Here is a 12,461-nt window from a genome sequence, read left to right on the forward strand (position 1 = left end):
GGCGCGGGGTCGAGCCCGCGGTCAAGCGCCCCCCGCGATGCGGTTGAGCCGGGCGACGGCCCTCTCGAAGCCGCTGGTCAGGTCGTCGAAGACGGCCTGGACGCTGCGCTCGGCCGTCATCCGGCCGACGATCTGCCCCACGGGCGTGCCGAGCAGCGGCTCCACCTCGTACTTCTGGATCCGCGAGACGGCCTCGGCGACGAGCAGCCCCTGGAGCGGCATGGGCAGCGTGCCGGGTCCCGCCGGGTCGTCCCAGGCGTCGGTCCACGCGGTACGCAGCTGGCGCGCGGGTTTGCCGGTGAGCGCGCGGGAGCGGACGGTGTCGCCGGAGCCCGCGGCGAGCAGCTTGCGCGTGAGGGCCGGGGAGTGCAGGTCGGCCTCGGTCGTGGTGAGCCAGACCGAGCCGAGCCACACGCCCTGCGCTCCGAGGGCAAGGGCGGCGGCGACCTGTTCGCCGCTGCCGATGCCGCCCGCGGCGAGCACGGGCAGCGGCGCGACGGCCTCGGTGACTTCGGGCGTGAGGACCATGGAGGCGATCTCGCCGGTGTGGCCGCCCGCCTCGTAGCCCTGGGCGACCACGATGTCGAGGCCTGCTTCGGCGTGCTTGCGCGCGTGCCGGGCGCTGCCCGCGAGCGCGGCGACGAGCACGCCCCGCTCGTGGGCGCGCGCGACGACGTCCGCGGGCGGTGAACCGAGCGCGTTGGCCAGGAGTTTGATCGGGTAGTCGAAGGCGATGTCGAGCTGGCCGCGGGCGACCTGTTCCATCCAGCCGGTGACGCGCCAGCCCGCCGCCTCGCCCTCGGCGAGCTCGGGTACGCCGTGCCGGGCCAGGGTGTCCTTGACGAACTGCCGGTGGCTCTCGGGGATCATCGCCTCGACGTCGGCTTCGCTGACGCCCTCGACCTTCTTCGCGGGCATCACCACGTCGAGGCCGTAGGGGCGGCCGTCGACGTGGTCCTGCATCCAGTCGAGGTCGCGCGCGAGGTCGTCGGGCGCGGTGTAGCGCACCGCGCCGAGCACGCCGAAGCCTCCGGCCCTGCTGATGGCCGCGGCCACCGCGGGGAACGGCGTGAAGCCGAAGACGGCGTGCTCGACTCCCAGTCGCTTGCTCAGCTCCGTCTGCATGGGCGCAGGATGCCGCAGGCGTCCGGACGACGGAAGAGATTTTCTGATACGACGTCAGATTCTCCTGGCGCCACTTCGGCCGACGCCCCCGACACCTCTGCGACTAACCGAACGGTCAGATGCCTGACCGATCGGTTAGAGTGCTGTGCGGGCGGCGCCCGGCGACATGAGGCGCCCTACGGAGGGGAAAGGTGCCGGACATGGAACGCGAGCGCACGACGTGCTGTGTGGTGGGCGGCGGCCCCGCGGGCATGATGCTCGGCCTGCTGCTGGCCAGGGCCGGAGTCGAGGTGACCGTCCTGGAGAAGCACGGGGACTTCCTGCGCGACTTCCGCGGGGACACCGTCCACCCCTCCACCCTGCGGCTGCTCGACGAACTGGGCCTCGGCGAACGCTTCGCCGAGCTGCCCGCCCGCAAGCTCCAGGAGATGCGGGTGCACATCGACGGGACGACGGTCGTCGCGGGCAGCCTGCGCCGCATCCCCGGCCGCCACAAGTACATCGCGATGGTGCCGCAGTGGGACTTCCTCGATCTGCTCGCGGGCGCGGCCGCCGAGGAGCCGGGCTTCACCCTGCGGATGCGCACGGCGGCCACGGGCCTGTCCACGGACCGGACGGGCCGCGTCACCGGAGTGACGTACGTCGACGAGCACGGCGCCCGGGGCGAATTGGCGGCGGACCTCACCGTCGCCTGCGACGGCCGGGACTCACGGGTGCGCCGGGAGGCCGGGCTCGCGCCCGACTACTTCGACGTGCCCATCGACGTGTGGCAGGTGCGCGTGCCCGCGCCGCGCGACCCGGTCAAGGACGGCCGCGTGTTCCTCAGCGTCCGCGACGGCCAGATCGCCGCCACCATGGACCGGGGCGACTACTACCAGACCTCCTACCTCATCGAGAAGGGCGCGGACGCGCGGCTGCGGGCCCACGGCATCGAGTGGTTCCGGGACCGGCTCGGCGACCTGCTCGACTGGGATCGCGAGGCGCTGCTCGGGATCGAGTCCTGGGACGACGTGAAACTCCTGGAGGTCACCATGGGCCGACTGCGCCGCTGGTACCGCGACGGCCTGCTGTGCATCGGGGACGCGGCACACATCATGTCCCCGGTCGGCGGCGTCGGCGTCAACCTCGCGGTGCAGGACGCGGTGGCGGCGGCCCGCATCCTCGCGGCGCCGCTGCGGCGGGGCGACGTCGGCCTGCGGGACCTGGAGCGGGTGCAGAAGCGGCGCTGGCTGCCCATGGCGGTGACCCACGCGTCGCAGCGGGGCGAGCACGAGAGGCTGCTGCGGCCCGCCCTGGCCGGAACGCTCCGCGGCGACCGGCTTCCGCTGCCGCTCAAGCTCCTGCAGAAGGTGCCGCCGCTGCGGACGGTCACCGGTTACCTGGGCGGGGTGGGGGTGCGGCCGGAGCACGCCCCGGGATTCGCCCGCCGGTGACCGGCCGCCGCGCCACGGTGACCGGCACCGTTACCGGCCCGCCCGGTCACCGTCGCTCCCGCGCAGCCGCTTCCGCAGCTCCCGCGGCCACTTCCGGGTGTCACGCGGCTCCACGTACGGCTCCTGCGCCTCCGGCATGCCGCCGCTGATGGCGCGCTGGCGGGCGAGTTCGGCGTCGAACTCCAGGCCGAGGAGGACGGCCAGGTTCGTCAGCCACAGCCAGACGAGGAAGACGATGACCCCGGCGAGCGTGCCGTACGTCTTGTTGTACGAGCCGAAGTTGGCCGCGTACACGGCGAACCCGGCGGAGGCGACCAGCCACAGGACGACGGCCACGGCGCTGCCGGGGCTGATCCAGCGGAAGCCGGAGGTGCGGGCGTTGGGCGCGCGCCAGAACAGCAGCGCGATCATCAGGACGACCAGGACGAAGAGCACCGGCCACTTCGCGATGGACCACGCGGTGACCGCCACGTCGCCCGCCCCGATGGCGTCACCGGCGCGCTCGGCGAGCGGGCCCGTGAACACCACGATCACCGCGCTGACGGCGAGCAGCACCATCAGGACCAGGGTCAGCACGAGCCGCAGCGGGGTCAGCTTCCACACGGGGCGGCCCTCGGCCACGTCGTAGACGGCGTTGGCCGCGCGGATGAAGGCGGCTACGTAGCCGGACGCGGACCAGACCGCGGCCGCGAGCCCGGCCAGGGCCACCACACCGCTGACCCCGCCCCGGTCCTGCAACTGCCGTACGGCGTCCGTCAGCAGGTCGCGCACCGGCCCCGGCGCGAGGTCGTCCAGGTTGTCGAGCACGGCGCGCGTGGCCGACTCCCCGATCACCCCGAGGACGGAGACCATGACCAGGATCGCCGGGAACAGGGACAGCACGCTGTAGTACGTCAGGGCCGCGGCGCGGTCGGGCAGGTCGTCGTTCAGGAACTCCTTCACCGTGCGGCGCGACACGGCCCACCAGGAACGGGCGGGCAACTCGCCCGGCTCGTCCGGCGCGGCCCGCTCGACCTCACGGCCGGGGCCGAGGGCGGGGTCCTCCTGCTGCTGTCGCGCGTCATCGGCCGCGGTGTCCCGCTGGTGCCTGCGCTCATCACCGTCTGTCATACGGGCACGGGTGACCCCATCGGGCCCGAACCAATCCGGAGTGCGCCGTCGCGTGTCGCGTACGGACGGTGTTCCGATCAGCACCCCGGGTACCCGGCGCGGCGTCCGACATCAAGGCACTGCACAGGGAGAAACCATGGACCGGATGCACGACCCCGGCCACGAGGGCCGGTCGACCGGACAGGACGTCGCGGGCGCCGCCCGCGAGGCCGCGGCGGAGGTGGTCCACGAGTCCGTCGCCCAGGGCCGGGACCTGTACGAACGGCTGCGGGGGCAGGCCACGGACGAAGCCGACGCGCAGGTGCGACGCCTCGCGGCGGGCCTGCGCCACCTGTCGACGGACCTGTGGCACATGGGCGAGAGCGCCAAGCCCGACTCCCCCGCGGCGCCGCTCGTGCGGCAGCTGGCGGAGAGCGGCCACCGCATCGCGGACCGCATGGAGCACCGTCGCGCCGACGAACTCCTCGACGACGCGCGGAATTTCGCGCGCAGCCGCCCCGGGATGTTCCTGGCGGGCGCGGCGCTCGCCGGGCTCGCCGTGTCCCGGCTTGGGCGAGGCGTCGGCGCGGCCGGGCAGCGCACCGAGGAGCGGCCCGAGCAGCGGCCCGCCGACGAGGCGGCGCCACTCGAAGCGCCCGAGTCCGTCGCCCCGTACGCGCCCGAGCCCGCCCTGGCCCCCGGCGAAGGGCCCCCGCCCATGCCCCGCCTGGGCGCCTCCGCCACCCCGGCGGCGCCGGAGCCCCCGGCCACGCCGCCGCCCCCGACCGGCCGGGGGTGGTGACCGTGGCCGCCCCGCACACCGACCGGCCACCGGCCACCCGCCCGGCCCCCGCCCCGGACGCCTCCATCGGTGACCTCGTAGGGGAGATCACCAACGACCTGACCCATCTCGTACGCACCGAAGTCGACCTGGCCAAGGCGGAGTTGAAGGAGCAGGGCGGACAGGCGGGGCAGGCGGCGGGCCTCTACGGAGGCTCCGGATACGCCACCGGCCTCGCCCTCGCGCTCGCCAGCCTCGCGGCGGTCTTCGGCCTCGACCACGTCATGGACCGCGCGTGGGCGGCGTTGATCGTCGCCGCGGTGTGGGCGGTGGTCGGCGCGGTCCTGTACGTCACCGGGCGCAAGCGGATGCACGCGGTGCAGCTCACGCCCGAGCGCTCGATCGACTCGTTGAAGGAGGACGCCAAATGGGCCCGACACCCGACCGGCTGAGGCAGGAGACCGAGGAGACCCGGGCGCATCTGTCCGACAGCGTGGACCGACTCGCCGAGCGGCTCAGCCCACCCCGTGCGGCGCGCCGCCGCGCGCGTGCGGTGCGCTCCCGCGCCGAGGGCGTCAGGGACCGGGTCATGGGCACCGCGCAGGTCGGCGACACCACCGGGCAGCTGCGGGAGCAGGCCGGGCAGGCGCCCGAGCGGATGCGCGCCCGGACCCAGGGCAGCCCGCTGGCGGCCGGGATGGTCGCCTTCGGCGCGGGCCTGCTCGTCGGCGCGCTCTTCCCGCCGACCACCGCCGAGACCCGCGTCGGCCAGCGGGTGCGCGACCACTCCGAGGAGCTCGTCGCCCCCGTGAAGGACGCCGCTCAGGGGGCGGCCCGCGAGGCCGGGACCGAGCTGCGCGACCCGGCCCGCGAGGCCGTGTCGTCGGTCAAGGACACGGCCCAGGAGGCGGCACGCTCCACGGCCCGTCGGGCCCGTACGCCGGAGTGACCGCGGGCGCACCGCCCCGGCCTGAACCGGCCGGGGCGGTCCTCGCTACCTCTGGGGGCGCACCCGGGCCGGGTCCCACTGGCACGACACCGCGGGGCGGGCCATGCTGGCGTCGAGGAGGTGCACTCGTATGGGCATCGAGGATTTCGGCGGCGGCCAGGCCGCGCAGTCCGACGTCCTGGTCGTGACCACCAACGACGTTCCGGGGCATCAGGTGCAGCAGGTCATCGGTGAGGTCTTCGGTCTGACGGTGCGCTCGCGGCACCTCGGCTCGCAGATCGGCGCGGGCCTGAAGTCCCTGGTCGGCGGCGAACTGAAGGGCCTGACGAAAACCCTGGTCGAGACGCGGAACCAGGCCATGGAACGGCTGGTGGAACAGGCCAGGTCACGGGGTGCGAACGCGGTCCTCATGATGCGCTTCGACGTGACGGAGGCGGCGGACGTGGGCACGGAGGTCTGCGCGTACGGAACCGCCGTGGTCCTCGCCCCCAAGGGATAGCGGGGCAAGGGACTCCGGCGGCGCGGCGCGCCCGGTGCGGTGGCCTGTCGGCGCGGCGTCGGGGCCGGGCGCGTCGCCTCGGGCGCGACGCGTTCGCGGGGGCGGTCGGCGTCGACGTGTCAGGCGACGTGCAGCGTCAGCCCGTACCGCGCGAGGATCTCGTTCACCGGCTGAGACCAGGTCTCGCCGCCGCCGGAGTCGCCGGGTTCGGCCACGTCGAGCTGCTCCTCGGAGCGTACGTCCTCGGCGGCCCCTCCCCCGGGCGGGGTCAGTCGGGGGTGGTGAGCCCGCGGCCGCGCAGGCTGTCGCTGAGGGCCCGCATCGCGTAGTACGAGCGTGACTTGACGGTCCCGGCGGGCACGCCGAGGGCCTCGGCGGTCTGCGTGACGGTGCGTCCCAGGTAGTACAGGTGCAGCAGCACCTCCCGGTGGCGGGCCGACAGCTCCCGCAGGGCCTCCACCACCACCTGGCGCGTGAGCGTGTGATCGACGCCGTCCGCCACCGGCAGCTGGGCCGGGCCCGGCTCGCCCTCTTCCGGTGGCCGGGCCCGACGCAGCCGGTAGCCGTCGATCACCAGATTGCGGACGACGGCGAACAGCCAGGGCCGCAGTGTCTCGGCCGTCGGGTCGAGTTCGCCCGAGTGCTGCCACGCGCGGATCGCCGTCTCCTGGAAGACGTCCTCGGCGCGGTGCCAGTCGCCGCCCGTCAGCCGGGCGGCGAAGCGGAGCATGACCGCCCCGTGGCGGTGGTACAGCGCCCTGAGGAATTCCTCCGTCGGCTCCGCCGCCCGGGCGGTGTGCGCACCCCGTGTCCTCGGCGGCATCACATCCAGCAACGTGCTCCCCCTCCGTCGCGTACATGAGCGGCAGCGGGCACCGGCGCGTGATGGCGCGGGGTTCCCTGACGTGACGCGCGCCAAGCGGTGCGGGGCGGGGACGGGGCGAACGGCCTCTTCGTCGGCGCCCTGGGCCTCGTGGCGTCCCGACCTCGTCGTCAGGGAACGGCTGCCACTGGGCGACCCCCCGTGTGGGGCCTATGGCGTCTTTCTACCCGCGGTGCGCGGGAACGGAAGCGCCCGTTGTACGACACGTTGGGCCCGAGTGTGCCCGTTCCGTCGCGCCTCCACCGCTCCGGATGCCTGGTCAGCGGCCTGCTCGGCCGGGGCGCAGGCCCGCCCGGAGCCCGACAGGGGCCTGCGCCATGCCCGTTCACGGCCCGGTGGGAGGGCGCCACCGAGGAGCGCCACCGGCCCCTTGCTGGCTCGAACGAGGCGAAGACTGGCCGGAACGAGGTGCCGGAGTGCGGTGGGGGCGACGTAGTACCGCGTGCCGCTGTCTCCCCAGCGGTGTGCACCGAGAGGAGCTGACCTTGACGGCTCAGCGAGTACCGACGGCCCTGCCCCACCCGACCCGCCTCGACCTACGACGCACCGATCAGGCACGCGCTGAACCCGCGTGCTCCGACCCGACCCATCCCGACCCTACGGGTCCCGGCCCGACGGTTCCGGACCCGACGGCTCCGGACCCGACGGCTCTGGACCCGGCAGACCTCCACTCGATCCGTGATGCTCTGGCATGGGTGCACGGCGCGGACACCGACGGCGTGCTGGCCGAGCTGGTTCCCGCGCTCACGGAGCGGGAGCGGGCGGAGATGGCCGCGCACTGCACCCTGGCCCACGTGGCGGCGCTGGTGTTTCCGGCCTCGATCGACGCGCTGACCGCCGGGTTGCGCGCCGAAGGGCTGACCGTCGGCAAGGCGGTTCCCAGCACCGTCGTGCGGGCGCGGCTCGGCCAGCGGTACGGCGTGCCGCCCGAGTGCCTGGACGTCTCGATCCTGCACGCGGGCCTTCCGGGGCCGGGCGACAGCGCACGTACCGTCGAGGTCTTCGCGCTGGAGCTCCCGCCGGGCTCGCCGCACGACGCGATCGCCGCCAGAGAACGCGCCGAGCACAACGAGTCGCACGTCGCCCTCGACGTGCTGGCGCCGAACACGGTCGTGCTGTCCGGACTCCGCGCGCTCCTCGGCGGGCGGGGCGGTCTCGTACCGGACGGCGGAGGGCACAACAGGCACGAGGACTGCACGGTGCTGTACTTCCGCAGCGCCGGAGCGGCAGGTCCCACCGGGCGCGCGCAGCTGCGGCCGCCGCGCTACCGGCGGCTGGAGATCCGGGCCCGCGGGCACCACCCGCTGGCGCTGACCGCACATCTTGAGGCGACAGCGCCCGACCCCGCCAAGCGCCTCCTTGAACTGATGACCGGCGCCTGGACCACGCAGGCGATCGCCGTGGCCGCCGAGCTGGACGTGCTCGACCACCTGCCGGTGGGACGCGGCGCGCAGCCGCGCCCCCTGCCGGTCGCGCAGGTGGCGGCGCGGGTCGGAGCCGACCCGCGGGGCCTGGCCCGGCTGCTGCGCCACCTCGCGGCTACGGGCCTGGTGGCACCGGCCGGTGAGTCCTATGTGGCCACGGACATGGGTGCGCTCCTGCGACAGGACGCCGACCCCTCGCTGCGCCCGCTGGCCCTGCTCTACGGCGGGCCCTTCTACGACTCCTTCGGCGCCCTGGCCCACTCCGTTCGGACCGGCCAGGAGTCCTTCGCCGCGCTCTTCGGGAAGGGACACTTCGACTACCTCACCGAACACCCCCGCCTCGCCCGGCTCTTCGACGCCGCGATGGCCGCGAGCGCGGCCATGTTCGCGCCGATCCCCGGGCTCTTCGACTTCCGCGGTGCCCGGGTGGTGGTGGATGTGGCCGGGGGCAACGGCCACCTGCTCGGCCGGATCCTGGAGCACGTACCGCATCTGCGCGGTGTGCTGTTCGAGCGGCCCGACGTACTGGCGGCCGCACGGCAGCAGTGGGCCGACACGAGCTGGGCCCACCGGTGCGAGTTCGTCGAAGGCGACTTCCTGGCAGCCGTACCGGAGGGCGGAGACGTCTATCTGCTCTCCCGCGTCCTGCACGACTGGGACGACGACCGGGCCCTGACGATCCTCCGCGGCTGCGCGGCGAGCATGCCGGACGGCGCCGCCCTGCTGATCGTGGAGCGCCTCCTGCCGACCGACGGATCGGCCTCCCTGGCCGTCTCCTGGGACCTGCACATGATGTGCAACGTGGGCGGCCGCGAGCGGACCGCCGCCGAGTACGAACGGCTTCTCGCCTCGGCCGGATTCACGCTGGACACCGTGCACGACCTCCCCTTGGACGGCAGCCTGCTGTGCGCCCGCCGACGGCCCGCGACAGAGGCCTCGTAGTCGTCGACGGCCGAGCTCGCGGCCGCCCCAGGCAGCGAGCCCGGCGCACACCGTCCCGCCCGGCCAACGCTCCGAGAGCCTTCTTGTCCGCTGCCCGTCCCCTGGGAAAATGGTCTCTGACCAGGTGCTTCACCCCAGGAGACAGGCCCGTACATGTTCGACGCGCTGAAGAACGCCAAGGCGAAGGCCGAAGAACTCACCGAAGCCCACGGGGACAAGGTGTCCGACGGCCTGGAGAAGGCCGGCGACCTTGTCGACGACAAGACCGGCGGCAAGCACACCGAGAAGATCGACACTGCCGTCGACAAGGCCCAGGACGTGGTCCAGAACCTCGGCGAGAAGCGCGAGGACAAGCACTGAGCCGCCCCGCGAGCTGACCACGGGTCCGGGCGCCGCACCGCCGTCGGGCTCCCGGACCTCCCGCTCACCCGGACGGCATGGGCTCGCCCCGGGCCCGGCCCCCTTCGGCGCCGGGCCCCTTCGACGCCGGGCCCCGCAGGCGTGCTACTTGCTCACAGCGAAGCGCATCAGGGCGTGCTCGTCCCCCTGCTTGATCTTCCCCGTCGTGTTGACCACTTCGAGCTTCCACGTGCTACCGACCCGCACGGCCTTGGCTACGGCGCAACCGTTGTCCTGGCTGAGCAGGCTCGGCCAGATGTCGGCAACCTGCTGAGAGCTGCCGCCGGTCGCGTCGTAGACCTTGAAGCTGATGTTGCGCGCCTTCTGGAAGGAACTGCCCTTCTTGTACGCGGCCGCGACGAACACGATCGCCGTGATGTTGGACGGGAGCCGGGCGAACTCGACCGTCACCGTCTCGTCGTCCCCGTCGCCGTGGCCGGTCTGGTTGTCGCCGCTGTGGACCAGCGAGCCGTTGCCCATCGGGTCCAGCGAATCGAGACCCGCGAGGCGCACCGGGTCCGCGCCCTGCATGGCGATGGCTATCAGGTCGAGGTCCGTGCCGGTCTTGCGGCGGAGCTTGCCCAGCACCCCGCCGCTGCTGCCGGCGGTGGGGTCCCAGGAAGCTCCGATCGAGAGGTGGGTCACCCCATCGAGGTCCGCCGGGCCGTCTTCCTTGGTAAGCGTGATCACGTGCGTGCCATCCTTTGGTCTAACGGGCTCCTACACGCAGAGTGTGCCTGGCGCCCCGTTGGTTCCATGGGGCGGGGCCCGGCTGACGTGCGTCGCCTCACATCCCGACTCGGCCACGGACCGGTTTCGGCCCACGCCCGAGCGGCGTCGTTGACCAGGCAACTCGCCCACGGGGATCGGGCGTCACCGCGCGCGTCGGCACGTGCCCGTGAAGACGCGGGCGATTTCCTCGTCCAGGGCGGTGAGGACCGCCGCTTCCGGCGTGCCCTCGGGGTCGATGTGCGTGTGCAGGGCGAGTCCCTCCGCGCACGCGACGATCCGCAGGGCCTGGCCGGTGGCGTCGACGCGCTGGGCGACCTCGCCGCACGCCTTGCCGTTGTCGATGGCCCGGGCGACGCGGGCGCGGATGCCCGCGAGGGTCTGCCTCTGGATGGCGGCGAGGCGGCTGTGGTGCGCGGCCAGGTCCGCGAAGGCGCGGCGGACCAGGAACTCGGCGCGGCGGCCCTCGTCGAGCGGCACGAGCTCGGCCAGGGCCTGGCGCAGCATCGTGGCGATGGTGCGGCCCTGTGCCTCGCCGCGGTTCACCAGTTCCTCCACGCGCGCGGTGAAGCGCGCGTTGGCGCGGGTGAACGTGGCGAGCAGCATCTCGTCCTTCGCCGTGAAGTAGTGCTGCACCAGGCCCACGGACATGCCTGCTTCGGCGGCGGTCCGCGCGACGGTCACGCCGGTCAGGCCGTCCCGCACGATCAGGCGTTGGACGGCATCGGTGATCTGCCCGTTGCGGGCGTCGTGGTCGGCGACTCTCGGCACGTGAAGACGGTACCGTGCGCTATAACCGTATGTATATATTGCTACTGGAGAAGGGGTCCACGATGCTTCGACGTCGTTCAACTCGCTTACTGGCACTGGTGATTGCTGTCGCTTCCCTCCTCCCTTCCGGTGTGGCCGCCGCCAGCACCGGCGGTGGCGGGCAGGCGGAGGGCCACCGCCTGCCCACCCGCGAACCGGCCTTGCAGACGCTGGTCGACCGGGTGGTGGCCGACCCGAACCCCAACCCCGGCGCCTTCCTGCTCGCCCGCGACGGCACGAAGGCCCGCTTCGGCGCGGCGGGCCTCGCGGACCGTGCCACCGCCGCCCCGATGAGTCCGCACCTGAAGTTCCGCGCCGGGAGCATCACCAAGACCTTCACCGCGACGGTCGTGCTGCAACTCGTCGCCGAGCACCGGCTGCGCCTCGACGACACCGTGCAGCGCCTGCTGCCCGACCAGGTCCGCGCCGACAACGCGCTGTCCGGCGCGCCCATCACGGTCCGTCAGCTGCTCAACCACACGAGCGGCCTGTACGACTACGTCGAAGGACTGCTCCCCCACTTCCGCGGCCTCGACCAGTACTGGCCCCGCGAGCAGCTGATCGGCATCGGCCTCGCCGAGGACCGGTACTTCCCCGAGCCGGGCACCCGGTTCCGGTACTCCAACACCAACTACCTGCTGCTCGACCTCATCGTCGAGCGCATCACCGACCGCGATCTGCGCACCAACCTGGAGCAGCGCATCCTCAAGCCGCTCGGCCTGCGGGACACCTCCTACCCCTTGGCGGACACCACCATCGCCGGGCCCCATGCGCACGGCTACGCGGACGTCTCGCGGCTGCTGCCGGACGTGCCGGACCCCACGCGGTACGACGTCACCTCCCTCAGCCCGTCCGAGGCGGGAGCGTCGGGCGCCCTCGTGACCACCGCGGCCGACACGGCGCGCTTCTACCGGGCCCTGCTGCGCGGGCGGCTGCTGCCCCCGGCCGTCCTGCGCCAGATGCTCGACGACACCGTCCCCACGACCGGCAGCCCGCGGCCCGCGGTCGGCTACGGCCTGGGGATGTACGTCTACGCCACGGACTGCGGCCCCGCGTACGGTCACGGAGGCAGCGCCCCCGGATATCTGACCTTCGCCCTCAACAGCCGCGACGGCAACCACCAGCTCGTGGCCCACACCAACTGGAACCCGATCGTCGAGACCGGGCCCGACAAGCCCTTCTGGGCCGCCTTCCAGCAGGGGTACTGCGCGCGGTCCCTGACGAAGTAGCGTCCGCCGCCCCGGTGGTGGCGGCGCGGGCACCGGCGCCGGGGCGCCCAAGGGGTCACACGATCGGGTGATTTCGCCGTACGGCACGGCCGCTGTTCCATTGAGCGGAACGGACGCTGGCCCTCACCCGCACCTCTCGACATAGTCGACCTTCCGCGCCGCTGCCTGC

At 73.3% G+C, this 12,461-nt stretch carries 13 protein-coding genes; 8 read left to right on the forward strand and 5 right to left on the reverse strand.

Translation table 11 applies throughout. From position 1 onward, the window contains the following. Positions 1-21: 21 nt before the first annotated feature. Positions 22-1,125 (reverse strand): NAD(P)H-dependent flavin oxidoreductase, encoded by a 1,104-nt coding sequence (locus ACIG3E_RS28015; protein ID WP_399621981.1) that lies wholly within the window; start codon positions 1,123-1,125, stop codon positions 22-24. A 200-nt stretch (positions 1,126-1,325) separates the two neighbouring features. On the opposite strand from ACIG3E_RS28015, the gene ACIG3E_RS28020 reads away from it, so the two are divergent. Beyond that, entirely contained in the window at positions 1,326-2,558 is a 1,233-nt protein-coding gene (locus ACIG3E_RS28020; RefSeq protein WP_399621984.1) for an FAD-dependent oxidoreductase, read from the forward strand. Between the two features lie 30 nt (positions 2,559-2,588). On the opposite strand, the gene ACIG3E_RS28025 is transcribed toward ACIG3E_RS28020, so the two are convergent. After that, positions 2,589-3,668, reverse strand: coding sequence for a YihY/virulence factor BrkB family protein (locus ACIG3E_RS28025; protein WP_399621987.1), 1,080 nt, complete (start codon positions 3,666-3,668; stop codon positions 2,589-2,591). 136 nt (positions 3,669-3,804) lie between these two features. Here ACIG3E_RS28025 and ACIG3E_RS28030 point away from each other — a divergent pair, with 136 nt between their 5' ends. From ACIG3E_RS28030 to ACIG3E_RS28045, 4 genes are all read left to right on the forward strand, one after another. Then, positions 3,805-4,449 (forward strand): hypothetical protein, encoded by a 645-nt coding sequence (locus ACIG3E_RS28030; RefSeq protein WP_399621990.1) that lies wholly within the window; start codon positions 3,805-3,807, stop codon positions 4,447-4,449. Positions 4,450-4,451: 2 nt separating this feature from the next. Continuing rightward, the gene (locus ACIG3E_RS28035; protein ID WP_399621993.1) at positions 4,452-4,880 is read left to right on the forward strand and encodes a phage holin family protein; all 429 of its coding nucleotides are present in this window, start codon (positions 4,452-4,454) and stop codon (positions 4,878-4,880) included. Beyond that, positions 4,856-5,377, forward strand: coding sequence for a DUF3618 domain-containing protein (locus ACIG3E_RS28040; RefSeq protein WP_399621996.1), 522 nt, complete (start codon positions 4,856-4,858; stop codon positions 5,375-5,377). The genes ACIG3E_RS28035 and ACIG3E_RS28040 overlap by 25 nt, the downstream gene beginning before the upstream one ends. 130 nt (positions 5,378-5,507) lie before the next feature. Continuing rightward, positions 5,508-5,876, forward strand: coding sequence for a YbjQ family protein (locus tag ACIG3E_RS28045; RefSeq protein WP_242728073.1), 369 nt, complete (start codon positions 5,508-5,510; stop codon positions 5,874-5,876). Between the two features lie 268 nt (positions 5,877-6,144). Here the strand turns inward: ACIG3E_RS28045 and ACIG3E_RS28050 are convergent, their stop codons facing one another. Then, positions 6,145-6,699 (reverse strand): sigma-70 family RNA polymerase sigma factor, encoded by a 555-nt coding sequence (locus ACIG3E_RS28050; RefSeq protein WP_399622000.1) that lies wholly within the window; start codon positions 6,697-6,699, stop codon positions 6,145-6,147. A 755-nt stretch (positions 6,700-7,454) separates the two neighbouring features. On the opposite strand from ACIG3E_RS28050, the gene ACIG3E_RS28055 reads away from it, so the two are divergent. Both ACIG3E_RS28055 and ACIG3E_RS28060 read left to right on the forward strand, forming a co-directional pair. After that, positions 7,455-9,125: a methyltransferase gene (locus tag ACIG3E_RS28055; protein ID WP_399622003.1), complete on the forward strand. Its 1,671-nt coding sequence runs from the start codon at positions 7,455-7,457 to the stop codon at positions 9,123-9,125. Between the two features lie 153 nt (positions 9,126-9,278). Beyond that, on the forward strand, positions 9,279-9,485 hold the full coding sequence (locus tag ACIG3E_RS28060) for an antitoxin (RefSeq protein WP_399622006.1): 207 nt from the start codon (positions 9,279-9,281) through the stop codon (positions 9,483-9,485). A gap of 144 nt (positions 9,486-9,629) precedes the next feature. Here ACIG3E_RS28060 and ACIG3E_RS28065 read toward each other — a convergent pair whose 3' ends face one another. Then, the gene (locus ACIG3E_RS28065; RefSeq protein WP_399622009.1) at positions 9,630-10,214 is read right to left on the reverse strand and encodes a TerD family protein; all 585 of its coding nucleotides are present in this window, start codon (positions 10,212-10,214) and stop codon (positions 9,630-9,632) included. A 183-nt stretch (positions 10,215-10,397) separates the two neighbouring features. Beyond that, entirely contained in the window at positions 10,398-11,024 is a 627-nt protein-coding gene (locus ACIG3E_RS28070) for a TetR/AcrR family transcriptional regulator (protein WP_399622012.1), read from the reverse strand. 131 nt (positions 11,025-11,155) lie between these two features. Between ACIG3E_RS28070 and ACIG3E_RS28075 the strand changes: the two genes are divergently transcribed. Next, positions 11,156-12,292 (forward strand): serine hydrolase domain-containing protein, encoded by a 1,137-nt coding sequence (locus tag ACIG3E_RS28075; RefSeq protein WP_399622014.1) that lies wholly within the window; start codon positions 11,156-11,158, stop codon positions 12,290-12,292. The last annotated feature ends 169 nt before the right edge of the window (positions 12,293-12,461 follow it).

It is taken from the genome of Streptomyces sp. NPDC053474 (genome assembly GCF_044544845.1).
Lineage (GTDB): Bacteria > Actinomycetota > Actinomycetes > Streptomycetales > Streptomycetaceae > Streptomyces.

Bases quoted from the DNA above. Each gene is read 5' to 3' on its own strand.
- ACIG3E_RS28020 (WP_399621984.1), top strand. From the start codon at position 1,326: ATGGAACGCGAGCGCACGACGTGCTGTGTGGTGGGCGGCGGCCCCGCG.
- ACIG3E_RS28025 (WP_399621987.1), bottom strand. From the start codon at position 3,668: ATGACAGACGGTGATGAGCGCAGGCACCAGCGGGACACCGCGGCCGAT.
- ACIG3E_RS28060 (WP_399622006.1), top strand. From the start codon at position 9,279: ATGTTCGACGCGCTGAAGAACGCCAAGGCGAAGGCCGAAGAACTCACC.
- ACIG3E_RS28040 (WP_399621996.1), top strand. From the start codon at position 4,856: ATGGGCCCGACACCCGACCGGCTGAGGCAGGAGACCGAGGAGACCCGG.
- ACIG3E_RS28015 (WP_399621981.1), bottom strand. From the start codon at position 1,125: ATGCAGACGGAGCTGAGCAAGCGACTGGGAGTCGAGCACGCCGTCTTC.
- ACIG3E_RS28045 (WP_242728073.1), top strand. From the start codon at position 5,508: ATGGGCATCGAGGATTTCGGCGGCGGCCAGGCCGCGCAGTCCGACGTC.
- ACIG3E_RS28050 (WP_399622000.1), bottom strand. From the start codon at position 6,699: ATGCCGCCGAGGACACGGGGTGCGCACACCGCCCGGGCGGCGGAGCCG.
- ACIG3E_RS28030 (WP_399621990.1), top strand. From the start codon at position 3,805: ATGGACCGGATGCACGACCCCGGCCACGAGGGCCGGTCGACCGGACAG.